This window comes from Bacillus sp. FSL H8-0534 (assembly GCF_038005885.1).
GTDB classification, from domain to species: Bacteria; Bacillota; Bacilli; order Bacillales; family Bacillaceae_G; genus Bacillus_A; species Bacillus_A pseudomycoides.
The window spans coordinates 1,141,256-1,167,230 of record NZ_JBBOUC010000001.1 but is presented as its reverse complement, the minus strand read 5'-3'; the positions used below and the strand labels follow the sequence as shown (position 1 = coordinate 1,167,230).

Annotated in this window: 28 protein-coding genes and 1 pseudogene; 26 read left to right on the top strand and 3 right to left on the bottom strand. The window is 34.0% G+C overall.

Annotated features, from left to right (window positions below; translation table 11 throughout):
* Positions 1-268: 268 nt before the first annotated feature.
* The 10 genes and pseudogenes from MHH71_RS06105 to MHH71_RS06060 form a co-directional block, all read left to right on the top strand.
* Complete coding sequence (locus MHH71_RS06105; RefSeq protein ID WP_003196899.1) at positions 269-622, top strand: ArsR/SmtB family transcription factor; 354 nt, start codon at positions 269-271, stop codon at positions 620-622.
* A gap of 1 nt (position 623) precedes the next feature.
* A complete protein-coding gene (locus tag MHH71_RS06100) occupies positions 624-1,064 on the top strand; it encodes a hypothetical protein (protein WP_006094540.1) in 441 nt (146 codons plus the stop codon).
* Positions 1,065-1,201: 137 nt separating this feature from the next.
* Complete coding sequence (locus MHH71_RS06095) at positions 1,202-2,965, top strand: SulP family inorganic anion transporter (RefSeq protein ID WP_006094541.1); 1,764 nt, start codon at positions 1,202-1,204, stop codon at positions 2,963-2,965.
* A gap of 43 nt (positions 2,966-3,008) precedes the next feature.
* Complete coding sequence (gene dltC, locus MHH71_RS06090) at positions 3,009-3,248, top strand: D-alanine--poly(phosphoribitol) ligase subunit DltC (protein ID WP_003196905.1); 240 nt, start codon at positions 3,009-3,011, stop codon at positions 3,246-3,248.
* A gap of 127 nt (positions 3,249-3,375) precedes the next feature.
* A complete protein-coding gene (locus tag MHH71_RS06085; protein ID WP_006094542.1) occupies positions 3,376-3,717 on the top strand; it encodes a zinc ribbon domain-containing protein YjdM in 342 nt (113 codons plus the stop codon).
* A gap of 347 nt (positions 3,718-4,064) precedes the next feature.
* Positions 4,065-5,417: a branched-chain amino acid transport system II carrier protein gene (gene brnQ, locus MHH71_RS06080; RefSeq protein WP_033798823.1), complete on the top strand. Its 1,353-nt coding sequence runs from the start codon at positions 4,065-4,067 to the stop codon at positions 5,415-5,417.
* Between the two features lie 186 nt (positions 5,418-5,603).
* Positions 5,604-6,023 carry a VOC family protein gene (locus tag MHH71_RS06075; protein ID WP_003196910.1) on the top strand — a complete coding sequence of 140 codons (420 nt, stop codon included), beginning with the start codon at positions 5,604-5,606 and terminating at the stop codon, positions 6,021-6,023.
* A gap of 476 nt (positions 6,024-6,499) precedes the next feature.
* On the top strand, positions 6,500-8,155 hold the full coding sequence (locus MHH71_RS06070) for a copper resistance protein CopC (RefSeq protein WP_033799642.1): 1,656 nt from the start codon (positions 6,500-6,502) through the stop codon (positions 8,153-8,155).
* Positions 8,156-8,208: 53 nt separating this feature from the next.
* The gene (locus MHH71_RS06065) at positions 8,209-8,832 is read left to right on the top strand and encodes a YcnI family copper-binding membrane protein (protein ID WP_006094546.1); all 624 of its coding nucleotides are present in this window, start codon (positions 8,209-8,211) and stop codon (positions 8,830-8,832) included.
* Positions 8,833-8,847: 15 nt separating this feature from the next.
* Positions 8,848-9,027 (top strand): annotated as a pseudogene (locus MHH71_RS06060) (integrase core domain-containing protein); the annotation flags it as partial.
* 220 nt (positions 9,028-9,247) lie between these two features.
* On the opposite strand, the gene MHH71_RS06055 reads toward MHH71_RS06060, so the two are convergent.
* The gene (locus MHH71_RS06055) at positions 9,248-10,159 is read right to left on the bottom strand and encodes a DMT family transporter (RefSeq protein WP_018781379.1); all 912 of its coding nucleotides are present in this window, start codon (positions 10,157-10,159) and stop codon (positions 9,248-9,250) included.
* 97 nt (positions 10,160-10,256) lie between these two features.
* Between MHH71_RS06055 and MHH71_RS06050 the strand changes: the two genes are divergently transcribed.
* The 6 genes from MHH71_RS06050 to MHH71_RS06020 all read left to right on the top strand — a co-directional run bounded on the left by MHH71_RS06050 (position 10,257) and on the right by MHH71_RS06020 (position 15,356).
* The gene (locus MHH71_RS06050) at positions 10,257-11,126 is read left to right on the top strand and encodes a LysR family transcriptional regulator (protein WP_003196930.1); all 870 of its coding nucleotides are present in this window, start codon (positions 10,257-10,259) and stop codon (positions 11,124-11,126) included.
* A gap of 133 nt (positions 11,127-11,259) precedes the next feature.
* The gene (locus MHH71_RS06045; RefSeq protein WP_018765415.1) at positions 11,260-11,691 is read left to right on the top strand and encodes an Rrf2 family transcriptional regulator; all 432 of its coding nucleotides are present in this window, start codon (positions 11,260-11,262) and stop codon (positions 11,689-11,691) included.
* Between the two features lie 115 nt (positions 11,692-11,806).
* Entirely contained in the window at positions 11,807-12,457 is a 651-nt protein-coding gene (locus MHH71_RS06040) for a DsbA family oxidoreductase (protein WP_006094547.1), read from the top strand.
* Between the two features lie 75 nt (positions 12,458-12,532).
* Entirely contained in the window at positions 12,533-13,135 is a 603-nt protein-coding gene (locus MHH71_RS06035) for a nitroreductase family protein (protein ID WP_003196936.1), read from the top strand.
* Between the two features lie 596 nt (positions 13,136-13,731).
* Entirely contained in the window at positions 13,732-13,860 is a 129-nt protein-coding gene (locus tag MHH71_RS06025) for a hypothetical protein (RefSeq protein ID WP_006094548.1), read from the top strand.
* A 461-nt stretch (positions 13,861-14,321) separates the two neighbouring features.
* Entirely contained in the window at positions 14,322-15,356 is a 1,035-nt protein-coding gene (locus tag MHH71_RS06020) for an AI-2E family transporter (protein WP_003196941.1), read from the top strand.
* Positions 15,357-15,430: 74 nt separating this feature from the next.
* Here the strand turns inward: MHH71_RS06020 and MHH71_RS06015 are convergent, their stop codons facing one another.
* Positions 15,431-16,375: an L-lactate dehydrogenase gene (locus MHH71_RS06015; RefSeq protein WP_006094549.1), complete on the bottom strand. Its 945-nt coding sequence runs from the start codon at positions 16,373-16,375 to the stop codon at positions 15,431-15,433.
* A 411-nt stretch (positions 16,376-16,786) separates the two neighbouring features.
* Here MHH71_RS06015 and MHH71_RS06010 point away from each other — a divergent pair, with 411 nt between their 5' ends.
* Positions 16,787-17,713, top strand: a complete 927-nt coding sequence (locus MHH71_RS06010) for a CobW family GTP-binding protein (protein ID WP_033796068.1) — start codon at positions 16,787-16,789, stop codon at positions 17,711-17,713.
* Positions 17,714-17,801: 88 nt separating this feature from the next.
* Here MHH71_RS06010 and MHH71_RS06005 read toward each other — a convergent pair whose 3' ends face one another.
* Positions 17,802-17,942: a hypothetical protein gene (locus MHH71_RS06005; RefSeq protein ID WP_003196947.1), complete on the bottom strand. Its 141-nt coding sequence runs from the start codon at positions 17,940-17,942 to the stop codon at positions 17,802-17,804.
* Positions 17,943-18,254: 312 nt separating this feature from the next.
* Here MHH71_RS06005 and MHH71_RS06000 point away from each other — a divergent pair, with 312 nt between their 5' ends.
* The 9 genes from MHH71_RS06000 to MHH71_RS05960 all read left to right on the top strand — a co-directional run bounded on the left by MHH71_RS06000 (position 18,255) and on the right by MHH71_RS05960 (position 25,963).
* Positions 18,255-19,478 carry a serine hydrolase domain-containing protein gene (locus MHH71_RS06000; protein WP_006094550.1) on the top strand — a complete coding sequence of 408 codons (1,224 nt, stop codon included), beginning with the start codon at positions 18,255-18,257 and terminating at the stop codon, positions 19,476-19,478.
* Between the two features lie 312 nt (positions 19,479-19,790).
* Entirely contained in the window at positions 19,791-21,008 is a 1,218-nt protein-coding gene (locus tag MHH71_RS05995; RefSeq protein WP_006094551.1) for a substrate-binding domain-containing protein, read from the top strand.
* A 106-nt stretch (positions 21,009-21,114) separates the two neighbouring features.
* Positions 21,115-21,888, top strand: coding sequence for an ABC transporter ATP-binding protein (locus tag MHH71_RS05990; protein ID WP_033798824.1), 774 nt, complete (start codon positions 21,115-21,117; stop codon positions 21,886-21,888).
* The gene (locus tag MHH71_RS05985) at positions 21,866-22,570 is read left to right on the top strand and encodes a branched-chain amino acid ABC transporter ATP-binding protein (RefSeq protein ID WP_018781373.1); all 705 of its coding nucleotides are present in this window, start codon (positions 21,866-21,868) and stop codon (positions 22,568-22,570) included. The genes MHH71_RS05990 and MHH71_RS05985 overlap by 23 nt, the downstream gene beginning before the upstream one ends.
* A 25-nt stretch (positions 22,571-22,595) precedes the next feature.
* A complete protein-coding gene (locus MHH71_RS05980; protein ID WP_006094553.1) occupies positions 22,596-23,456 on the top strand; it encodes a branched-chain amino acid ABC transporter permease in 861 nt (286 codons plus the stop codon).
* A 4-nt stretch (positions 23,457-23,460) separates the two neighbouring features.
* A complete protein-coding gene (locus MHH71_RS05975; protein ID WP_006094554.1) occupies positions 23,461-24,462 on the top strand; it encodes a branched-chain amino acid ABC transporter permease in 1,002 nt (333 codons plus the stop codon).
* Positions 24,463-24,784: 322 nt separating this feature from the next.
* A complete protein-coding gene (locus tag MHH71_RS05970) occupies positions 24,785-25,006 on the top strand; it encodes a hypothetical protein (RefSeq protein ID WP_003196960.1) in 222 nt (73 codons plus the stop codon).
* A gap of 110 nt (positions 25,007-25,116) precedes the next feature.
* A complete protein-coding gene (locus tag MHH71_RS05965; RefSeq protein ID WP_018781372.1) occupies positions 25,117-25,281 on the top strand; it encodes a spore germination protein in 165 nt (54 codons plus the stop codon).
* A gap of 232 nt (positions 25,282-25,513) precedes the next feature.
* Positions 25,514-25,963: a DUF6376 family protein gene (locus tag MHH71_RS05960; protein ID WP_006094555.1), complete on the top strand. Its 450-nt coding sequence runs from the start codon at positions 25,514-25,516 to the stop codon at positions 25,961-25,963.
* Positions 25,964-25,975 lie beyond the last annotated feature (12 nt).

Genomic DNA, 25,975 nt, shown 5'->3' with positions numbered 1-25,975 from the left:
CAGAGGGAATTATAAATGAGAATAGACGCAATGATTTAAAAGAAAATAATGGATAAATTGTTTGTCTCAATTCCTATCAAACTAATACTAAAAACCTTATCGAATTAAAATAAGGAACTTTGTTCTGGTACAAAAAACAGTTAGGTTTTTAAAGTTTCAAAATTTATATTGAAACTTGTAAGTTTTAGAAGTATCATATACATATTCAAACATTTGAAGATGTATATGATGATTTTTCAAATTAAGGATAAATAACGGAGGCGTTTGAATGGGAAACGAAATGCAACAATTTAAAGCTGATTTTTTTAAAGCCTTATCACATCCTTTGCGAATAGGTATTCTTGAATTATTATCAGAGGGCGAAAAAAGCGTAAATGAAATGCAAACGATTCTTAATAAAGAAGGTTCAGCTGTTTCTCAACAACTTAGTGTACTACGCTCAAAGAACATTGTTGTTGGTACGAAAGATGGAAAACGAGTTTTATATTCCTTGCGAGATCCTATGATTGTGGATTTACTGGTAGTTGCTAAGAAAATTTTTAACAACCATTTAATCGATACAATTTCAATGTTAGAAGAGTTGGATGAAACAGAACGTGAAGTGATGAGTAAGGAGGATTAGATTGAGTATTGAAGTTAAGAAAGAGGATATTATTCAATACGGAATGGAACTATTTCGCTCAATAGGAGCTCATCACGTTTGTAAAGTTTGTATTGAAAGTGGGAATTCTTGTTGTTTTTTATGCGAACATTTGCAAGAAGGAGTAGGATGTCAAAAGAGAAATACAGCTTGCACAGCTTGGCTATGTGGGATGCAATGTTTTTTATTTGATCAAATCGGAATATTGGACGAGTGGAATCGTTTCTGGAATGAAGTTCCAGGACAAATGTTTCGTAGAGATATTACCCCAGATATAGTAAAGGTTACATCGTTTATAGATATGAAAAAATTAAATAATCGAGATGGATTACTTTTAGCAGAAAGGTTAAAATCCTACATGCAAGAAGGTGGAGACATAGGGAAATTAGAACGACATTTAAGCAAAACGTATAGCCAATACTAGGCTGATATTTTCTTGTAACGAGATAAAGAACTCTTGTACAAAAGTATGAAACATACATTTAGGATTCAAATTTATCAAAAGAAAATATTCTTTCAGAAGAAATTAGATTTATTAAAAATAGAAAAGAAGGGTTTGTAATGAAAGGGTTATTTACAGGAAGATTTGAAGGATATTCATTGGGACATTTTCAAAAGGATCTTCTTTCTGGAATGATTGTAGGAGTTGTCGCGATTCCACTTGCAATGTCTTTTGCTATAGCCTCTGGTGTTAAGCCGGAGTATGGGATTTATACAACATGTATTGCCGGGATACTCATTTCGCTATTTGGTGGTTCAAAGTATCAAATAGGAGGACCTACAGGTGCTTTTGTTCCTATTCTTTTAGGGATTGTTATTACCTATGGGTATGAAGATTTACTACTTGCTGGTTTATTAGCTGGAATTATCTTATGTCTTATGGGGATTTTTAAGCTAGGATCTTTAATTAAGTTTATTCCGCGTCCTGTAACAATTGGCTTTACGTCAGGTATTGCCGTCATTATCTTTACAGGACAAATTTCCAGTTTCTTAGGTTTAACGGGTATCAAAAAACATGAAGAATTTATAGCGAACTTAAAAGAAATCTTTACTCATATTGATACTACTAATTTTTACAGTGTTTTAACTGCCTTGATTTGTTTGTTCACTATACTTATAACACCAAAAATTTTTCCAAAAGTACCAGGTTCATTAGTAGGGATTATAGTTTCAACTGTAATTGCAATTATATTTTTCTCAGGGCATATACCTACTATTGGCACAGCATATGGTACGATTCCAAATACACTTCCTCATTTTGGTATACCAGAAGTTACATTAGAACGGATACAACAGTTAATTGGTCCAGCATTTGTTATTGCAATGCTGGGTGGTATTGAATCCCTTTTATCTGCTGTCGTAGCAGATGGTATGACAAATAGTAAACACAACAGTAATAAAGAACTGTTTGGTCAGGGTATTGCTAATATTGTTACACCATTATTTGGAGGGATTCCTGCAACTGGAGCGATTGCTCGCACAGCAACCAATATCAAAAGTGGAGCCATATCTCCGATGTCAGGTGTGATTCATGGGGGATTTGTGTTATTTACGCTTCTATTGTTAGCTCCATATGCTTCGCATATTCCTCTTGCTAGTATGGCTCCCATTTTAATGGTAGTAGCTTGGAATATGAGTGAGCAAAAACACTTTGTTCACATACTGAAAATGAAGACAGGGGATTCCCTTGTATTACTTGTAACTTTTTTACTCACTGTATTTACTAGTTTGACAACTGCTGTGGAAATCGGTCTTATTTTAGCTATTATTTTGTTTACAAAACGTATGAGCAATATGCTCGTTATATCTAAAGTGCTTCCTGATCACACAAAAAAGAACGAAAAATTGTTACCACATGTGGTAAGTAAAGCTCATGATTGTCCGCAAATTAGTATTTATACAATAGAAGGTCCGTTATTTTTTGGTGCTGCTCAGACGTTTGAACAAAACATTTTAGCAACCATTCATTATAAACCTAAAGTTTTAATTTTACGTATGGGAAAAGTTCCTTTTATTGATACAACAGGAGAATCATACTTTGGGAATATTGTCCAGCATTTTAAAAAACAAGGTGGCGTACTTCTCATTTCGGGAGTTCAATCAGAGTTAAAAACAACTCTAGACAAGAATGGATTATACGCTGAGATTGGAGAAGAAAACTTTTTTGATCATACAGGAGAAGCGATTAACTACGCTCTAGAGCATTTAAATACGAAAAAATGTATAGAGTGTAAGCATTTCGCTTTTCGTGAATGTACCGGGCTTTCTCAGCAATCCCAGGAAGGGAATACAATAAATAATAAGGCTAATGCACTAGATTTTTAAGAAGAAATGTATTATAAATCATGGATATAAAGGAGAATAAATAATGTCTGAATTTCAAGATCAAGTATTAAACATTTTAGAAGAAGTATGTGAAAATGATATCGTAAAAGATAACCCAGATGTGCAATTATTTGAAGAAGGGATTTTAGATTCTTTTGGTACGGTATCTTTATTAGTAGAATTTCAAGAACGTTTAAACATTGAAGTGTCTATCTCTGATTTTGATCGCGATGAATGGGCGACACCAAACATGATTATTAAGAAATTGAAAGAAATTCGATAAAAATAGAAGTTTGAGAAATGGATAAGAAACAGTTTAACTTCGTAATTGTTTTTCTTATGAAGTCGTAAAAAGGAAATTGAAAATAATTCATATATATTAGAATGATAACAAGTGGAGGAAATAAAATATGTCTAATTTACCAAATTGTCCTAAATGTAATTCGGAATACACTTATGAAGATGGGAATCTTTTCGTATGCCCAGAATGTGCTCATGAGTGGACTTTAGAATCAGAAACTGAAAATAGTGAAGATACAAAGGTAATCAAAGATGCAAATGGAAATGTACTAAACGATGGTGATTCTGTAACAGTCATCAAAGATCTTAAAGTAAAAGGAACTTCATCAGTTATAAAAATCGGTACAAAAGTAAAGAGTATCCGCTTAGTTGATGCAGATCATGATATTGATTGTAAAATTGATGGTTTTGGAGCAATGAAATTAAAATCTGAATTTGTTAAAAAGATATAAATGTTGCTTTATAATAAAAGATAAAAAATCTTTATTACTTGGAAAACATGTTGATTTCGCTATTTATTAGTAAAGAACTGTTTATATAACGATAGAGGGAAGGTGTTGTGATGATACGCAACACCTTCTTAAATATTGATGCGGAATTATATAATAACAGGAAAATTGAGTCTCTATTAATATTTGTATATCTAAAAAAAAAGAAAAGTTAGAAAATAGTATTGCAATATATTATCCTTGGGACTATAATAAATGAAAAGAATACCTAACTTTTAAGTTAAATATTCAGAATCTTCAATTAGTTAAATTTGGAAATGAGATACGTTATTTTTAATGGAGGTTTTATGATGACGAACAAAGTACCATTTTCGTTCATAGTAGTTATTGGATTAATGTTGTTTGCTCTCTTTTTTGGGGCAGGAAATTTAATTTTCCCTGCGATGCTTGGACAATCGGCAGGAACGAATGTTTGGTCAGCGAATGCAGGATTTTTAGTGACTGGAGTTGGACTACCGTTACTTGGTGTATTAGCATTTGGAATTTCAGGTAAAGAGGATTTACAATCGCTGGCAAGTCGTGTTCATCCTGTTTTCGGAGTTGTGTTTACAACAGTTTTGTATTTAGCAATTGGTCCTTTGTTTGCTATACCGAGAACGGGTAATGTTTCCTTTGAAATTGGTGTTAAACCTTTTGTACCAGAAAGTTTAGGTTCTATGCCTTTAATCATTTTTACAATTATATTCTTTAGCATTACATGTTTTTTTTCGCTCAATCCTGCGAAAATTGTCGATATTGTTGGGAAAATCTTGACGCCAATCAAATTAACGTTCATTGGAATTTTAGTAATTGTTGCTTTTATTCACCCAATAGGGGATATGCAAGCACCTGTTGAAAATTATACATCTCACGCATTCTTTAAAGGTTTTCAAGAAGGATACTTAACAATGGACACGCTTGCATCTTTCGTATTTGGCATTATTATCATTAATGCTATTAAAGAAAAAGGTGCGAAGACGAAAAAACAAATTATGGTTGTTTGTGCAAAAGCAACAATTATTGCAGCAACGACATTAGCGATTATTTATACAGCGCTTTCTTATATGGGAGCTTCAAGCGTAGCGAAGCTTGGACATTTAGATAATGGAGGAGCAGTGTTAGCGAAGGTTTCAAATTACTACTTTGGTTCATATGGCGGAATACTGTTAGGATTAATGATTACAGTAGCTTGTTTAACGACTAGTGTAGGGCTTGTCTCAGCATGTTCTTCATTTTTCCATAAATTATTTCCAAAGGTATCTTACAAAAAAATCGCGATTATGTTATCTGTGTTTAGTGCAATTGTTGCGAATGTAGGATTAACACAATTAATTGCTATTTCTGTTCCTGTATTAACAGCTATATATCCATTAGCAATTGTATTAATCTTCTTAACGTTTTTACATCCATTATTTAAAGGGAGATCAGAAGTTTATCAAGCAAGCTTACTTGTAACATTTATTATAAGTTTATTTGATGGACTTGGTGTAGCTGGAGTAAATATTCAAGTAGTTAATCAGCTGTTCACTCAAATTCTTCCGATGCATGAAGTAGGGCTCGGATGGATTTTCCCAGCTATTATTGGTGGACTTATTGGATATGGGATTAGTTATTTACGAATGAAAGGTGAAATTCATTCTAACGTAGCGAGAGTAAATAAGTAGTTATATGTACCAAAAAAAGTTATAGAATTCGTTTCTATAACTTTTTTATTATTATAGGAGATGAATAGCGAGAGTTTTTATAATAATTTAGATGTATAATAAATATAGAGATCTGGATCATTCATAGATGGCAATTTGATTAGATGTCTTTTATAAAAGAAGTAAAATGAAGCTAGGAGAAACGAAATGAATAAAAAAATTGATCATATTGGTATTGCTGTTCGTGATATAGATAGTAGTATACGTTTTTATGAAAAAGTCTTATCAGGAACATTAATAGATCGTTACATAAGTGAAGCGATAGGTGTTGAGAGTGAAGTGGCTATTCTTGAAGTGAACGGAGATAGAATTGAGTTACTTGCGCCGACGAATAATACAACTTCGCCAATTGCTAGGTTTATAAAGCAAAAAGGAAAAGGTGTACATCACATTGCTTATCGTGTAGATAATTTGGATCAAGCTTTAGAAGAATTAAAACAACAAGGAATTCGAACGTTGGAGCATACACTCCGTATAAACAAGCATGGTAGAAGATTAATTTACCTCAATCCAGCAGATACGGAGGGGACAATTATCGAATATTGTGATTACCCAGAGGAACAATAATTTGTATATGAAGTGTGATAAAAGGTGTCGCGGCAGCAAGTTTAGAAGCCTGGACAATCGCGACAACACTTATTGCAGTAACGCATCGATTAGATAGAGTAGGTTGTATAATATTGATTAAAAAACAAAAAGGTGTTATGCATTGGCGTAATACCTTTTTTGTGAGGAATTACGCTGTATGAAAGTGGATTTCACACTTTCTTCACAAATGATTCATTGTTTCTTTTCGTTTTTAAAAACTTTTATTTATATATTATGTGTTATAATCGTAACTAACTTTCTAAAGATAAGTTATGTTTGTATAAATAGTAGCTTTATAAGTGTAAGTTAAAGGTGGTGTGTGAACAGTTCATAATGAGAATTTATATTTTATTATTTGATATTTAATGAGGTTAATTTCTAAAAAAAGAGAGTAAAAATAGTGGTACTTTATTAACTTCCAAGTGAAATATAGTGATGCAAAAGAAAGAAGTGAAATGAATGTGAGTGTATTAAGAAAACTAGGAATCTGGATGGTAATGGTATGTGTGTTACTGATACTGGCACCGAGCGCGGCTTCCGCTCATGCTTATATTGTTAAATCAAATCCTGCAGAAAATGAAACATTAGAAAAAGCACCTTCCGTTGTAAGGATTGAATTTGATGAAATGCTTCAATCCTCACACTTTAATACAGTATTCGTAAGGGATGCTTCAGGGAAACGAGTAGATTTAAAAAATGCTCATATTGATAAAAAGAATCCCAAATTATTAGAAGCTGGAGTGGAACAAAATATACCAAATGGTACGTATTCCATTCAGTGGAAAGCTATTTCTGCTGATGGGCATCCCATTCAAGGGGTCATTCCGTTCCGTATTGGAACAGAGGGAAAGGGAACGAGTGATATACAAGCCGAAGAAATTGGTTATGTCCCGCAGTTGGATATGTTGATAGAAAGAGGGATTTTATATACAAGTTTTTCTCTCTATATAGGTGTTCTATTTTTTAATCTTATTATATATAAGGGGAATTCGAGTAAAGTGCAATCAAGAGGTAATAAACTAATTTGGATTTCGTTGTTTGGCATATTCATTAGTTTACTATTTAGCCTCCCTTTACAAGCAAAGATAAATGCTGATGTTACGTGGATAGATGCATTCCAGCCTTCATTACTAAAAGAAACATTGCAACTATCTGTTTTTGGATATATATGGACGGCTCAGATGGTACTCGTAATAACACTGATTGCTGTTACATATGTTGCTTTAAAACGAGAAAAGCCTTCATCGTTAAAAGTATGGACAATTCCGATCTTATTTTTTATTGGGTTACTTATTATGAAAGCAATGAATAGTCATGCATATGGTCTAAAGTATAAAGAAATTGCTGTAACTATGGATTTTTTACATTTACTTGCAGCTTCATTATGGATTGGAGGACTATCGGCAATTGTTCTTCTTTTACCTAAAGACCATGAGAATGGGAAATGGACGATGTATTGGGATGCCATTAAACGTTTTTCACTATGGGCAATATGTGCGGTCATTCTTCTTTTTATAACCGGTCTTTTTAATACGACATTCTTTATTCCAACGATTCATTCATTATTTGATACAAGTTATGGATTAGCATTGTTAATGAAATTTATTTTATTTATTGGTATGGGGATATTGGGACTTATTCATTATGTGAAGGGAAGGATGAGAGGGCAGAAAAGATTGGGGGCTACGGTGAAAGTCGAGTTTGGTATAGGGATAGCTCTTTTTATAATAGTAGCTTTTTTAACAAATGTACAAACGCCACCAATGCCGCCAACTGGGCCTTTTATAGGGAGCCAAAAACTTGATAATGGATATGAGCTTACTTTACATGTAAGCCCAAATAAGGTAGGGATGAATTCGTTTCGTATTGATATAAAGGATACAAATGGACAGCTTGTTACTAATATGGAGCAAATCGTATTGACAACGAAATCTTTAGACATGGATATGGGAAAAGGCACGTTTAGAGTTTCTTCAGTTTCATCAGGGTCGTATCAAGCAGAAGGAATGTATATTAATATGACAGGGAAATGGAACATACATGTTCATGGGTTAACAAAAGAACTTGATAGCTTTGATACAGATTTTCAATTTATGGTAGGTGGTCGGTAAAGCGAAGCTTACGAACCGCTACTTATAGATAATCAAAAAGAAGTCATAGGGAAATGAAACGTATAAAAAAATTAGGAACAACAATGATGGCAACAGTAATTGCAATGGGACTTTTCTCGTTACCTGTTAGTGCACATGTAACGGTGAAACCGGCTAATTCTGGAGTGGATTCTTGGGAAACGTATACAATAAAGGTACCTGTTGAGAAGGATATAGCAACAACCAAAATTACCCTTAAAATCCCAGAGGGAGTTGAGTTCCAGCGGTATGAACCTGTACCAGGATGGAAAGTCAATGAACAAAAAGATACATCTGGGAAGGTTAAATCTGTTATATGGGAAGCGACTGGAGAAGGTATTTTACCGGGGCAATTTCAGCAATTTACTTTTGTTGCGAAAAATCCAGATAAAGAGCAAAAAGTGGCTTGGGATGCATATCAACAGTATAAGGATGGAGATATTGCAGAGTGGACAGGTGATGAGAAAGCAGATAAACCGCACTCACTTACTACCATTACAAAAGGTACAACACTAACAGGGGAACATGGAGAATTAAAAGCACCTGATGCGAAAGAGAAAGAAAGTACAAGCCTACAAACAATCGCGATTATTTTATCCATTCTTTCTATTATCGTTTCAATAGGTGCATGTATATTTGTATCCAGTTGTAAAAAGTAATTGTCTAGATAGTGCCCAATGGAATCCTTTTTCGGTCATATGAAAGATGAATTAGACTACAAGTGTTGTCAAACATTCCAATCTCTTCAACTGGTAATCGAGAAGTATATGCAAGATTATAATTATGATCGTTATCAATGGACACTCAAAAAGATGGTTCCGGTACAATACCGGAACCATCTGTTAAGTGCCTAATTTTTAAAGGTCTTTTTATTAAACTGTCCATTTTATAGGGTACAGTTCATAGGCTCTTTCTTTTTTATCCCGCATTAACGGACAGTAACACTCTCCCCTCAAAATTCAGCGAAAGCAAAGAAGTTAGGTGGGAGATGAACTGTCCGTAAAAGCCCGATTGGTGAGGGGTAATAATCAGTGGGGGATGGAGAAAACCCCCACTGATTAAAGTTTCACTTTATTAACATTTTTTGGGTTCAATAGACTGTTTCATGATGAGCGATTTCGGTTTTATATTTACAAAGCAAATGCTTACGACAATAAATAGAAGTCCAACAAATAAGCTAATTGTAATCGCCTCATGTAGGAAAATAGAACTTATAATAATTGCGATAAGTGGAATAAGAAATGTATAGGCACCAACTTTACTTGCTTCTCCAGCTCCGACAAGTGTAAAGTAAGCGAGCCAGCCCATTGCGATAACAAAGATTGAGATGAATAGTAGTACGATTACAAATGGTATGCTCCAAGCGATGCTGGACCAGCTTTCAAATTCTGAACCGAAGCCAATTAAGCAAAATCCACCGATAATAAGTTGAAGTGTCACCATCCAAATTGCGTTTACACGGTTTCCAGTTTTTTTGATAAACACTGTACCAAGCGCCCATCCAATTGCACATCCTAAAGCAAGTAAGATGCCGATGACAGAAATATGTCCAGTTAAGCTACTAGAGCTAATAACAGCAACGCCCGCAAATCCAAGAATAAGACCAAAAATTTTCAAGCCATACATTGCTTCTTCCAGCCAAATCCAAGAGAAAATTCCAAGTAAGACAGGCTGAAGAAATACAATAGCGGAAAAGAGTCCAGCGGGCATATACTGAAGCCCTACAGTTTGTAGTCCGTAAAATAAAATAATGTTGAGTAGAGCTGAAATAAAGTATAAATGCCAAGTTTCTTTTAGATGTAACTGTTTGTATTTTGGCAATGCAAAAATAAGTAGAATGAATCCTCCAATTATTGTTCTAATTCCTGCAAACAATACGGGCGGTGTATAATGCAGAGCGAATTTAGATAAAGGCCAATTAATCCCCCACATAAGAACGAGAAATGAAAGGATTATGACCGTTTTTGTTCGTGAAAGCTGTGTCACGATAATACCTCCTTGTTGTATATCATTTCACTATGATATGATATTGAACACGATAAATAAAATGAATCTTTTTTATAAGGAGTATAAGTAATTTGTTATGACCATTACACAACTTCAAGTTTTTATAAAAGTAGTTGAACTAGGAAGTTTTACGAAGGCAGCTCGAGTTTTAAATATGACACAACCAGCTGTGAGCCATGCTATTTCTAGTGTTGAATCGGAACTCGGTGTAACGCTTATTATACGCGATAAAAGGAAAGGTCTAATTCTGACTGATGTAGGAAATCGGATTCTTGTTCATTTTCGAGAAATTTTAAATGGCGTTGAGAAAGTAGAACAAGAGGTTGCGATGGAGAAAGGGCATGAAGTCGGGACGATTCGAATCGGAAGCTTTCCAAGTGCATCAGCATATTTCTTGCCTAGAATGATTAATATCTTTCGTGAAAAATATCCGAATTTAGAGCTAGTTCTCCATGAAGGAACACTGAAAGAAGTAGAAGAGTGGCTATTATCACGTGTAATTGATGTCGGAATTGTTATTTTGCCCAATAAAGAAATGGAGATTGTACCGTTAACGAGGGGGAAAATGGTTGTTGTCCTGCATAATGATCATCCTCTTTGTGAGAAAGAAGCTATTACAATAAATGATTTAGAGGGTGAACCAATTATTTTATTTAAGGGAGGATACGAACCACCAATTATTGATATGTTTAAACAAGCAGGTGTACCACTTCGAGTTGAGTATGCGGTGTCTACCGTTACAACATCTTTAAATATGATTCAAGAGGGGTTAGGTTTAGCGATATTAGCTGAATTATCTTTAACGAATTTACCTCCAAATGTCAAAACGAAAGAATTAGCACCTCAAGTATGGAGGGAAATTGCTTTAGCTGTTCCTTCATTAAGGGAATCTTCACTAGCTGTTCAACTATTTATTGAAGAGTTCCAAGGGCTATTCGCAGAATGATAAAGAGCGTCTCATATATGATAATGAGATGCTTATTTGTTTTTAACTATAATAATGTCCAAAAAAATCTATAAAAAGGATTGACTTATTTTTTTGTTGTAACTATAATGATTACATCGAGGTGGTGATCATGATGAAAATTAGTAGCCGCTTTTCTATAGCTGTTCATATTTTATCTATTTTGAAAAACAATTCATCTTCTATTTGTACTTCAGAATTTATCGCTGAGAGTGTAAATACAAATCCGGTTGTAATTCGAAAAATAATGTCTGACTTAAAACGGGCTGAGTTTGTTTATGTAAATCGAGGGCCAGGTGGAGCTGAACTATTAAAGGATTTAAATGAGATTACATTATTAGATGTGTATCATGCAGTAAATGTAGTTGAGGCAGATAAGTTATTTCATATTCATGAACAACCCAATCCAGATTGTCCAATTGGAGCAAATATTCAAGCTGTATTAGAAGTGGTTTTGGTTCAAGCGCAATCTGCAATGGAAGAAGTTTTAAAAAATATCACGATGGAGAATTTGTTTGAATCGTTACAAGAGAAAATAAATGCTTGAAATAAGGATTGAAACATGCCAAGTTCTATAAAAAAGAGAGTGCATATTTTTTTTATATAAATGTAACCACTTTGGTTACAACTAATGACAATTAATGAAGGTAAGGTGTAATTATATGACTGTAAAAATGAAAGTGTACTCTGATTTTATTTGTCCATTTTGTTTTTTGGCAAAGGGCCCATTGGATGAAGTAGCTAAGGAAAAAGATGTAGAAATTGAATGGATGCCATTCGAATTACGTCCAAGTCCATATGCAAAAATTGATCCATGGCAAGAACCAGATAAATTAAGTTCTTGGGATTCGTTTATTCTTCCTACTGCGAAAAAGTTAGGAGTTGAGATGAGTTTACCACGTGTTTCACCTCATCCATATACACACTTTGCGTTTGAAGGATATCAATTTGCGAAGGAACATGGTTTGGAAAATGCTTTTCATCATCGAGTGTTTACAGCATTTTTCCAGGAAGAACAAAATATTGAAGAGATAGATGTACTAACAAAGTTAGCAGGTGAAGTAGGGCTTCCTGAAGCTGAATTTAAAGAAGCTTTAATAACTCGTAAATATAAAGAGAAACATCAAAAAGCAATCCAACACGCATATGATGAAGCAAATATTCTGGCTGTTCCAACGGTAATGATTGGAGACGAAGTAATTCAAGGTCTTGCTAGTAAGGAAATGCTAGAAAGAGTAATTGATAAAGAAATACAAAAGGGAAAAACAAATTCATTTGATGGAATGCAATGTACAACTGATGGATATTGCTAATACTTGTCTTCAATTGAAGAATCAAATCTATTTGTTTAAATAAATTATACAACTTATATACTTGGAGGAATTAACATGTCAGTAACTAGAACAAATTTAAAAGATGCAATCGTGAACCGTCGTTCAATCCGTAAAGTAACAAAAAATGCTACGATTACAAAAGAAAGAATTCAAGATGTTTTAAAAACAGCTTTACACGCACCATCATCTTTCAACATGCAAAGTGGTCGTATGGTTGTATTAATGGATGCAGAGCATGAAAAGTTCTGGGATATTGTAAAAGAAACACTTAGAGCGCGTGTGCCAGCAGAAAATTTTGAAGCAACTGTTGAAAGACTAAAAGGTTTCCATGATGGAGTGGGGACAGTATTATTCTTTGAAAATCAAGCAACTGTAAAACAAATGCAAGAAAATGCACCTTTATATAAGGAGCAGTTCCCATATTGGTCTCACCAAGGGAGTGCAATGTTACAATATGCTGTTTGGATGTCATTATCTGCAGAGGGAATCGGAGCATCATTACAACACTACAATCCAATTGTAGATGCTGAAGTGAAAGAAACATGGGATATTCCAGCAGAATGGAGCTTAGTAGCACAAATGCCATTTGGTGAGCCAAATGAACAACCAGGAGAAAGAACGTTCTTACCTACTGAAGATGTAGTGAAATTTTATTAAAATGTACGACTGAAAGTATAAATATATATAGCAGAAAAAGAAGCTGTTTTGACAAATAGCTTCTTTTTTTATGTAAATGATTTTAAGGATTAATTGAAAAATATAAATAAAGTTGTTTAATCTTTTATGGGAAATTTGGTTTTAAAACCGAAGGCATTCTAAAAAATGACAAATACCGTTCTGCCGACCAATACTATAACACCGTTGATGTGGGAGGATTTCATGTGTGATGTCTTGTGCACAGTCTGTATTTTACTGCGCAATAAAAGAATGAAACAACTTTATTGTAAATTAAACGACTTTATTTGTAATTAAAAACCTTTATCCCGCATTAGCGGGCAGTAAGACCCCCACCTCAAAATTTGGCAAAAGCAAAGAAGTTAGGTGGGGATGAACTGCCCGTAAAAGCCCGATTGGTTCAACTAATAATCAGTGGGGGATGAAGAAAAACCCCACTGATTAAAGTTTCACTTTATTGTTCAGGTACACTAATACTTAATTTGTTATGGTATGAGTATGAACTCTTCGTTTAGGGAAGAACTATAATAAATAATATTTGCTCGATTCAATGAAAGTTTATAAAAGGATGTGTAATTATGAATAAAGAGAAGAAATATACAGTTGTAGGCACAGATATTTATGAAGTGAAACGTTTAAATAAAAATTCTGGGTTAACGTATAATCAAGTAAAGGAGTTACTAGCAAAGCGGATGAAGCGGAAATAAGGAAATAAAATAGTAGTCAGGAATCATACGTTTATCTCGCTATTTGCGGGCAGTAATCCCCCCTCAAAATTCAGTGCAAGAAAAGAAGTTAGGTGGCAGATGAAGCCCCCGCTGATGGAAGTTTCTAGTTATGGCTTATTTGTTTCTGTATTTTGAATAAAAACTCTTAAAATATCAGAAAATGATAGAATTATTTTGAATAGGTTATGTATATCAGTAGTTATCCAAAAAATGAAAAAGACTAAGATTGTGTGTTGTGATGTATATACTAATATAGTTTTACGCTTTGATATGGAATAAGAAAATAAGACAATTAAAAAGAAAAAGAGGACACTTTCAAATTAGTGAGAAAGATTGTCTTTAGAAGTTCATAAAATGTCTTAATATAGTAACAAATAAACGGTTAGTACTTTCATGAATATATGGAATTTCCATCCGTCGAAGGGGGAGAGTGAGACTTAATGATTCAAATGAAAAATTTCTTTCAAAGTAGAGGGTTTCAGAGGCTTCTTATATTAGTCATTTTAGCCCTTATATTATACGGGCTAAAAAGTATGATTAATTTAATATTGATTACCTTTATCCTTACGTTTCTAATGGATCGCTTTCAAAGATTTATTTCTGAAAAACTTAATCGTTTTGTACGGATAAATAGGAAAGTGATTATCGCCTTTTTATACATTGTTTTAGTTACGTTTATTGTTGCTACGTTATATAAATATTTGCCTGTATTAACGATACAAATTTCACAATTGATTTACCAGTTCAAATTGTTTTTTAAAAATCCCCCTGATAATGAAATGATAAGATATGTGTTTTCTGCAATTAATCAGATGGAAGTATCAAAATATATTGAACAAGGTGTGGATGTTATTTATCAATCTTTGGCGAATATTGGAAAGATAAGTTTACAAATTTTACTTTCCCTTATTTTAAGTTTATTTTTCTTATTAGAAAAAGAGCGTATCATTGTTTTTACATCAAAATTTGAGGATAGTAAACTTAGTATTTTTTATGAGGAAATTGCATACTTTGGTCAGAAATTTGCGCGTTCATTTGGAAAAGTCATTGAGGCACAGTTTTTAATTGCCGTTGTAAACTGTATTCTTTCTGTCATTGCACTAGTATTTTTAGGTTTCCCGCAGCTACTTGTATTAGCAGTTATGATATTCTTGCTTGGTTTAATTCCTGTTGCAGGTGTTATTATTTCACTATTTCCACTTTGTATCATTGCGTATAATATTGGTGGAATTGCATATGTCGTATACATATTAATTTTTATTGCAGTTATTCATGCAATTGAAAGTTACTTCTTAAATCCGAAATTTATGTCCGCAAAAACGAATTTACCCATTTTTTATACGTTTATGGTTCTTATCTTTTCAGAGCATTTTTTAGGAATATGGGGACTCATTATTGGAATTCCAATCTTTATCTTTTTACTTGATGTGCTTGAAGTGTACGATGGAGAGAAATCGGATCTAAATACGGAATGAATTTTTAAGCTATGCAAAAAGCAATCCAAGTATTTTGGATTGCTTTTTTTATAAGGTCATAATTAGCATGTATTTTACAGTATAGGAGCCATTGTTTCTTTTAGTACTTGAACAGAGTGATCGAACTTTAATTCTTCATCTTCACTTAATTCAACTTCTAAAATTTCACGAACACCTTGACGATTCAAGACTGCAGGAACACCGATATAAACATCTTTTTGTCCATATTGACCTTCAAGATATGCAGATACAGTTAATACGCTATTTTCATCATTTAAGATTGCTTTTGTTACACGTAAAAGGGACATACCGATTCCGTAGTATGTTGCACCTTTTCGTTCAATGATGTGATAAGCAGCATCGCGAACATTTATAAAGATTTCATCTAAATCTTGTTGATTAAGGTCATTATCTTTTTCAAGAATCGTTTGTAGTTTTTGAATTCCGATTGATACGTGGCTCCAAACTGGAAGTTCTGTATCACCATGTTCACCGATGATGTAAGCATGAATATTGTGAGAGTCAATATTGAAATATTCTCCTAACATATAGCGGAAACGGGCAGAATCTAGAGTTGTACCAGAACCAATTACACGTTCTTTTGGTAATCCAGATTCTTTCCAAGTTACGTAAGTTAAAATATCTACAGGGTTTGTAGCAATTAAGAAGATACCATCAAATCCGCTATCCATAATACTACGAACAATTTGTTTAAAGATTTTAGCATTTTTTTCAACTAAATCTAAACGTGTTTCACCTGGTTTTTGTGGTAAACCAGCAGTAATTACAACAAGATCTGCATCTTTACAATCTTCATAGCTGCCTTTCCAAACCCTTGTTGGTGCTGGAGCAAAGGGAACTGCATGACTTAAATCCATTGCTTCTCCTTCTGCTTTTGCCTCGTTTACATCAACGAGAACAAATTCTTCTGCAACACCTTGGTTAATCATGCAGTAAGCATAACTACATCCTACTGCACCAGTTCCTACTAATGCAACACGGTTAATACCTTTTTTCATATGATAATTCCTCGCTATTTCAGTAATTTTGATATGTAAGAAAGAACATGTCTTACTTCTATAGATTCTAACCTAGTTTATTACATTTCATAAAAGATATTCAAGTATTTCAAAATACATCCGTTTATATAGTTGTGAATCATAGGGAATGAAACATAAGTATCCTCTCTTGAATGTAATCTTTATTAAGAGAAGAAAATTAGGATGCTGAATCCATTAACAATGGAACAGATAATTTATATTATTCATACTATACTTATGAAGACAGAGCATCCGAAATATATATAGGAATACAAAACAACCGGAGTGTTTTGTTTACAAATTGCAGTTATTTTAATAAAATAATAAATATAAATCGTAATAATTACGCTTTAAAGTATATTAAAAGCATAGAAATGGATGGTCGGTCATATGAGTAAAGTAGAAATTCATATATTAGGTGGTTTTTTAGGAAGTGGGAAATCCACATTGCTACAAAATTTACTACTAGCAGAAAAGAAGAAAAATCGAAAAGTTGCTGTTTTAATGAATGAAATAGGAGAATACTCGGTAGATACAGATATTATAGGGAAAGAGAATATTTTAAGAGAACTTTTAAAAGGTTGTATTTGTTGCACGTTAAAAGATGAACTTGAGATTCAGTTACATTCTTTATATCAACAAGAGAGACCAGATGTAATTTATATAGAAACAACAGGAGTTGCTCACCCAATTGAAGTATTAGATGCATGCTTGTCACCTATTTTAGCTCCTTATCTTGACGTGAAATCCATCGTTGTTGTATTAGATGCAATGAGATGGTTAAATCGTGATACACTAAGTAAAAATATTCAACAACTTTTAAATGAACAAATCAAATACGGAAGTCATATCCTCATTAATAAATCAGATTTATTAAAAGATGAGGAGAAGAAAAAAGTTTTAGAAGAAGTAGCAGCAATTAATAAACATGCGAAATTGTATGAAACACAGTATTGTAATATATCTTTAGAGGATATAGAAGGTGTGGAACTTACAGAAAATGAAGAACATGAAACATTACATATGAAGCAGCATTTACATATACAAACGATGACATATCAATTTACAAAATCAATCGATCAAGATCAATTATATGAATGGCTTTCCAATTTATCGCAGGAAATTTATCGTGTAAAAGGATTTGTAAAATTTCATGGAGATAAATATCCGCACTTATTACAATACTCATTTGGTGTACCAATTTTATTGGAACAGGACTTTGGGTTTCCCACAAACTTGGTGATTATTGGTGAGAGTTTAGATAAGAAACAATTGGCAGAAGGATTAGGTGGTTTAGAGAGTAACTCGATTTCATAATTTTTGTTGATATAGAAAAGCAGCGTAGAATTATAGATTCTAGGCTGCTTTTGCATGTATAAAAATGATAGTGATTGGAAAGTTAATATTATTTAAAGGAAGCGTAACCTTCATATGCTATAACAACTCTACTATTAATTAAACTTGCTTCTTCCAATGAAATAAGATAAACAGTATCTGCGATCTGCTCAGGTTGAGTTAATTTATTTCCTGTTACTTTTGTTTTCATTACATCAATTAACCCTGAATCGTTATAGCCTTGAATGATGGGTGTATCGACAATGACACCCGATTGCTACTGCAACCACGCCAATACCGTACCGAGCCAATTCTAAAGAAGCTAAGAGCTTTGTGAATAGATTCATACATGAAATGTAAATCGCACTGCATACTTTGGGTTTTTGAAGTGGATTATATTAGAATTAACTAGGGAGTAATCGTTCTGTGTTGTTCATAATTGACATTATTAGGGTGAATATGAGTTTTTTAAGTATAGGTTAAGAAGGTTGAAAGTAATATGCTTTGATCCAAGGAGAATAAGATGAATAAGAAATATAGTTTTAAAAGAACTATTATGATTCCAGCTTCAATAGCCGTTGGTTTAAAAAATTTACTAAATTTAAGGAATAAAAATACTACAAATAAGAAGCGTTTTGTGGATTTTCATATACTATTTGATAAGAAAAAAACAATTGAAAACTTCCGTAATCTTTCTGAAGTATACCCAGCCCAAAAGGTGAAACGTAAAGGACATATTTCTCGATTTGATTATGATTTGAAGGATATGAATGTTACGTACAGCTATAATGGGAAACAATCAACTCTTGATGAGTTTCTTAAAAACACGACGGCGACAGGCTTTTTCATTATGAAAGATTATAAAGTTGTAAATGAGCGATACTTTCATGGAAATACGTGCAAATCTCTTAATACTTCATGGTCTGTAGCAAAATCTTTTTTATCTGCTTTAGTAGGTATAGCGATTGATGAAGGGGATATTAAATCAGTAAAGGATCCAATCATTGCTTATTTGCCAGAGTTAAAGGACTCCGGATATAAAAATGTTTCTATTAAGGAATGTCTACAGATGTGCTCTGGTATTTATTTCAATGAAGATTATCATAATTTGTCATCAGATTTTTATATGCTGATGCAAGCGTCATTGACTGCAAGTAAGAGTGTAAATGAGTATATAAATCAATTTAAGTATAAAGAATTTTCTGGGAAATTTTCTTATAAAAGTATAGATGCGCAAGTGTTAGGCATGTTGATTGCAAAAGCAACTGGACGGAACTTAGCACAATATTTGCAAGAGAAAATATGGGAACCGCTTGGAATGGAGTCCCATGCATTTTGGAATATAGGTAGTGATGGGAGCATGATATCTTATTCTTTCTTGAATGCTACGTTGAGAGATTTTGCTAGATTTGGATTACTCTACTTACATAATGGAAATTGGAAGGGGAAACAGATTATTTCTCAAGAGTGGATTCGAGAATCAACCATACCTGAAAGGTATAATCTACTGAAAGATAATCAATCTCATTTTACTGATAATTATCAGTATCAATGGTGGACTCCTGGACCAGATTATATAGTTGGAGAATTTCTTGCTATAGGAATTTGGGGGCAGAATATTTATATAAACCAACCAGAAAACCTTGTTATTGTGAGAACAAGTGCTGATCCTAGTTTTGAAAAACATCACTACGAAATGTATGCTGTTTATCGTGCAATAGTAGACTTTTTACGTAAAGAGTCTTAAGAGTAGTGCGATTGGGGGAAAAGATTAACTCATTTTGGAAGTTAGTCTTTTTTGTAGGGCTAATATATTAGAGGAAGAGAACAGTTATTTTAATGTATTTGTTCAAGGGATGATATGTATAATGCGAATAATTGTATGAATATTTACAAATGTATTGGAAGGGATTTGGAAATGGCTGGCGAATGTAGAGGTACTTCGAGAAATTTCTATTGACAACATAGTTCACATTGTTAAAAACAAGAAGTCATGATTACGGATGGTTACTTTGGCGTATTTGATTCTATCAGAAAGTAAAGTATGGGGAGGATCACAATGTCAGCAAAAAAACGTAAGTGGCTAAAAATGGTGTTTACGGGATGTATTCTTGGTTCATTATTAGTAACAGCAGGATGTTCAGGGGAAAAAGCAAGTACAGATGATGAGAAGACGATTAAAGTAGGTGTTCTTGCTTCGTTAACAGGACCGCTTGAATCATATGGGAAACAAACGGTAAACGGGTTTGAACTAGGGCTAGATTACGCAACAGGCGGAACAGGGAAAGTAGATGGGAAGAAGATTAAGTTTGTTGTAGAAGATACGGAAACAAAAGCGGATGTAGCAGTTAAAAAAGCTACGAAACTATTAGAGGAAGACAAGGTTGATTTTCTTGTTGGATCTTCGAGTTCAAGTGATACATTAGCAGTGTTACCACTAGCGGAAGAATATGAAAAAATAATGGTTGTTGAACCTGCAGTTGCAGATAGTATTACGGGGAAGAACTGGAATAAATATATTTTTAGAACAGGCAGAAATTCATCTCAAGATGCAATTGCTGGTGCTGCATCCATCGCTAAGAAAGATGTAAAGATTGCAACACTTGCTCCAGATAACGCCTTTGGTCGTGAAGGAATTGCTGCATTTAAAGCGGGAGCGAAGAAGCTAGGGGCGAATATTGTAAATGAACAATATGCTGATACGAATTCTACTGATTTTACTGCAAATATTCAAAACATCATTAGTTCAAAACCAGATTATTTATTTGTTGTTTGGGCTGGTGCGAATTCACCATGGAAGCAATTAAAAGATATGAATGTAGAAGCGCAAGGGATTAAGATTTCAACGGGGGCACCGGATATACCAGCATTAAAGACGATGGATGCATTAGTGGGCATGCAAGGATTTTCAGTATATTATCATACACTTCCGAAAAATAAAGTGAACGAGTGGCTAGTGGAAGAACATAAGAAACGTTTCAATGGAACAGTTCCAGATTTGTTTACAGCTGGAGGAATGTCAGCAGCAATTTCCATCGTTGAAGGATTAAAGAAAACAAAAGGCGATACAGATGTTGATACGCTTATTAAGAAAATGGAAGGAATGGAATTTGAAACACCAAAAGGAAAAATGAAATTTAGAGAGAAAGACCACCAAGCTTTGCAAGCGCTTTATTCTGTAACGCTACAAAAACAAGAGGGTGTTGATTATCCAGTACCTGTTCTAGAGCGAGAATTAACAATGAAAGAAACAGAGCCACCAATTCAAAATAAATAGATTGAATATTCGGTAATGAAAAGATGTAAAGAGAGGAGGTTATTTCTCTTTACATCAACTTCTCTTTTTCACCCTGAAAATATGAATTCTTTGAGGAGGGTATAGAGTGAAGAACTTGTTAGAGACTAGAAATCTTTGTGTCTCATTTGGAGAACATCATGTCATTAAAGACGTAAATTTGATGATACCAAAAGGAAAACTTATTTCTATTATTGGACCCAACGGAGCAGGGAAGACAACTCTATTTAACTTGTTAAGTGGACAGATTTCTCCAACAAAAGGTGAGATTTATTTTAAAGAACGTGACATTACAAAGTTATCGATTCCAGAGCGAACCCGCCTTGGTATGGGACGCTCTTTCCAGCTTACAAATATTTTTCCGGAATTACCAGTGATTGAAAATGTACGCTTAAGTGTACAGTCGTTTGTTCAAGATTATTATAGTTTTTTTCCAAACTTCTCACGATTCAAGCAGCAGATGGGAGAGGCGAGACGTCTTTTGAAGACAGTATTGCTTCACGAAAAAGAAGAAGTGCTAGCGAAAGATTTAGCGCATGGGGAAAAGAGAAAATTAGAACTGGCCATGCTGCTAGCGCTCAGAACAGATGTATTGCTACTTGATGAACCAACAGCGGGTATCTCTGTTGAGGAAGTCCCAGCTATTCTTCAAGTGATAGAGAATATAAAGAAAAATCGTGAGAATACAATTGTACTTATTGAACACAAAATGGATATGGTTCTACATGTATCAGATCATTTAATTGTACTATTTCATGGCGAGTTATTGGCCGAAGGGTTACCAGAAGAGATTATGAAGGATGAACGTGTACAAACGGCATACTTAGGGGGATTATACGGTGACACTATTAAAAGTGGATAATATAGAAACGTATTTGGATCAGTTTCATATTTTGCAAGGCGTTTCTTTTATGGTTGAGAAAGGAACAATCACCGTATTGTTCGGAAGAAATGGGGCTGGAAAAACAACGACTTTACGTTCAATTATGGGGTTTAATCGGATTTCTAATGGAGAAATTTATTATTGTGATGAGAAAGTAAATGGTTTATCTACTCATCTGATTTCGCGAAAAGGAATGGGCTATGTGCCAGAGAATCAAGGGATCTTTCATGATTTAACGGTAGAAGAAACATTTGCTCTCGCTGGAGTAAAGAAAGGGATAGAATATGCAGAAAAGGTAGAATGGATGCTCGATTTATTTCCAGATTTAAAACAATATTGGAATAAAAAAAGTGGGCTGTTGAGCGGAGGACAAAAGCAAATGCTGGCGATTTCAAGAGCGTTCATTAATAGTGATGGATTGCTATTAATTGATGAGCCAAGTAAAGGATTAGCGCCGATTATGATTGAAAAGTTAATGTCGGCTATTTTGAAAATGAAAGAGAAAACGACTGTTTTGCTTGTAGAACAAAACTTTATGATGGCAAGCCAGATAGGTGATTATTTTTACATCATGGACAATGGAAAAATCGTGCATAACGGTCCAATGAATGAACTGAAAGAAGATAAGGAAACATGTCATAAGTATCTGGGGATTTCTTAACATTGATACGGAGGAGGTATGGAACGTGGATGTGTTAGTTAACTTATTTGTAAATGGCGTTTCGACAGGTATGCTTATTTTCTTATTAGCATCGGGACTTTCACTTATTTTTGGTTTAATGAGTGTACTCAATTTTGCTCATGGTGGATTGTTTGCCTGGGGAGCTTTTACAGGGGTTTGGTTATTCAATATGACTGGTAGCTATGTACTTGCATTAATAGGTGCGATTTTGATGGGAATGTTTCTTGGTTTCGTTTTAGAAAGATTCCTTATTCGTCCTGTTTATGGAAATCATGTTCGACAACTTCTCGTTACACTTGGTGGAATGCTTGTACTTAGTGAATGTATAAAAGTATTTTGGGGACCGAATCCAATTAGTGCTAAATTACCAACATGGTTACAAGGAAGCTTGACATTTGATGGAATTATATTAATAAAGTATCGATTGTTTGTTATTATTGTTGGGGTACTTATTTATATTGGCCTGATGTTGTTACTACGTAAAACAAAAATTGGTCTTATGATTCGTGCGGGTGTAATAGATAAGGAGATGGTTCAAGCTCTTGGTATTAACATAAAGGCGATATTTTCATTTGTCTTTTTATTAGGGGCTGGAATGGCCGCGTTAGGGGGATTTCTCCTTGCTCCATATTCAGGAGTTATTTTCGCTGAAATGGGTATGCAGTATGCAATTTTAGCTTTTATTGTTGTCATTATCGGAGGATTGGGAAGCGTGCAAGGTTCAGCGCTTGCGTCTTTAATTGTTGGATTGGCTGGAGCGTTTACGGCTTATTATTTACCTGATTTATCACTCGCAATAAATATGTTAATGTTGTTGTTTTTCTTGGTAGTCAAGCCAACGGGGCTCGTTGGTGAAAAGGGGTGAAAAGGTGAATAATACATTTAATCGGGCCGGGATATATTTTGGGCTAGTTGTATTGATTTGTTTAAGTGTATTCCCTTTCGTAAATGATTCACGGAGCTTACTCATTTTGTTTACACAAGTTTTCATCTTTGCTATATTTGCAATGAGTTTTGATATTCTTCTTGGATATACAGGAATTGTTTCATTCGGTCATTGCATGTTTTTTGGAATAGGTGCTTATTGTGTTGCACTCTTACTAGATCGACAAGAGGTTTCTATAGCAAGCTTTTTAATCGGTATTGGGATAGCTGTTGTACTATCAACGATAATCAGTTATATAATCGGTATGCTTTCTTTACGATTAAAAAGTCATTTTTATGCAATGTTAACACTTGCGATTTCCCAACTATTCTTTGTACTTGCTGAAAAATGGCGGTCTTTCACACATGGAGGAGATGGCTTTACATTCCGTGTACCTGATATGTTTCGTGACCGTTTCACATTTTACTATATTACACTCATATGTCTAGTCGTCATCTTTCTATTGCTTCGCTTATTTACACAATCTTCTATTGGAAAAGTGTTAAAGGCAATTTCGCAAAATGAGCAACGTGTAGAAGCACTTGGATATAAAATTCTCCACTATAAAATTATTGCGAGCATAGTTGCGGGAGTAGTAGCAGCGCTTAGCGGTGGTTTATTTGTTATCACATTACGCTTTGTAAATACAACTGTTTTTTCAATTGAAATGACTTTAAATGCTCTGTTAATGACAATGATTGGGGGAGTTGGCACATTAGTTGGAGCAATCGCTGGCGCAGGGATTATTGAGTTTTTAAAGTATTATTTATCAGAACTTGCAGCGCAGTATCCAATCTTTGAGAGATGGACGATCTTTCTTGGGTTACTATATATTATTGTGTTATTAGGTTTCCCAACAGGGTTAACTGGTACGGTTAAAAAAATAAGAAGTATAACAAAAAAGAAGGGGGCAGAGAAAAGTAAGGAAGTTGAGCATAGTACATGAAACTCCGTCCTTGAGATTTAGAGAGAAATGTGGAAGATAGGTGAAAGTTAGCCATCAGCGGTAGAACCTTCCGTTGATGAAGATATCACCTTATGAGATGGATAAAGGAATGTGAAATCGTATGTGATAAAAGTACAAATTCTTGATGTGTCAAGGTTTGTGCTTTTTATTTTGGAGATTTTTAGATGAGTGATTAGTATGACTATGGGAAATGGGCGTTTTATCGAATGAAGAGTATCGTACTATTTGTAAATGGGTTTAGAACTCAGCAGGTAAAGGCAATACTGAGCCATATTAGGAATGTATGTGAAAGGATGATTGGATGTTTGAGGAAGAAGGCATAGTTTTAATTATGGAACCTGTGGATGAAAGAGATCTTAGGAAATTCATTTTGACTATACCTCAGTCAGTTTATAAGAAAAAAGAAATTTCCTTACAATATGGAGCGGCTATAGGGGAAGGATACACAAATATTATTGAGGAAATTATCGGTGTACATATAGAATCAGAACTTGTAACAGTTATAGGATATGTAGGGAAGTAAACGTTAGTATAAAGGAATCGGCATACTTAATTGTATCTTAAGTATGTCTTTTTTCGGTTGTATACAAATTTGAAATAGGCACTGCGACAAGTAAAGAAATGAAGGAGTTTTTGAAAAACTATGTACTAACAGTAGGTAGCATGAAAGAGTGTGATGTAGTAGAAGGTACGATTTCTGAATCGTTAACAGGTTATACCGTATTACTAATAGATGGAATGGGAGAAATACTACTATTAGAAACACAATTATGGAAATCAAGGAGTGTTAACAGCTAGAGAAAAATCAACAAACGAGCCTGTTGTATATGAAATTCGTTCCATGAAAACCCCGTATGTTTTTCAAAATTGATTATGAAAAGGAAATTGAAAAGTCCTGCTAGAATATATAAGTTGAGGTAATGAAAATGGAAATGAAGTAGCTAGTATTCTAGAATGACAGTATAGCGAAAGGGATAGGTGTTTATAAATATAGTAGAAGAAACGTTAGTATTCAGCTAGGAGGTAAAAAATGAAGTTGAAAAAGACGATATTACTTGTGTTTTTAATTACAATCGGTTTAATGGGCTGCTCTATGATTGAAGAGGGTAAGAATTCAATTGATTATGCTCAAAAGGCGACAGACTATGTTAATGAAGTGAGTGCGTTTGCAAATGAAGCGCCGGGGTTAGTAGAAAAAGCAATCAATGATAGTGCTGCTCGAAAAGAATTAGAGACTAAGCTCGGAGATATTCAAAAGGATATCCCAGCTTTTAATGAATTGACACCCCCGGATGTAGCGAAGGACATCCATCAGCAAATTGTTGGATATAACGAAAAATTAAATGCATTAATTGATACAACTATGAAAAAGATAGAAGAAGGGAAAATAGATGTAGAACAATTTAAAAACTCAGAGCTTATGAAGACAGTGCAACAAGTTCAAGATTTAAAAGATAAAGTTCAAAATTTAGGGCAGTAGAGAGGATATGAA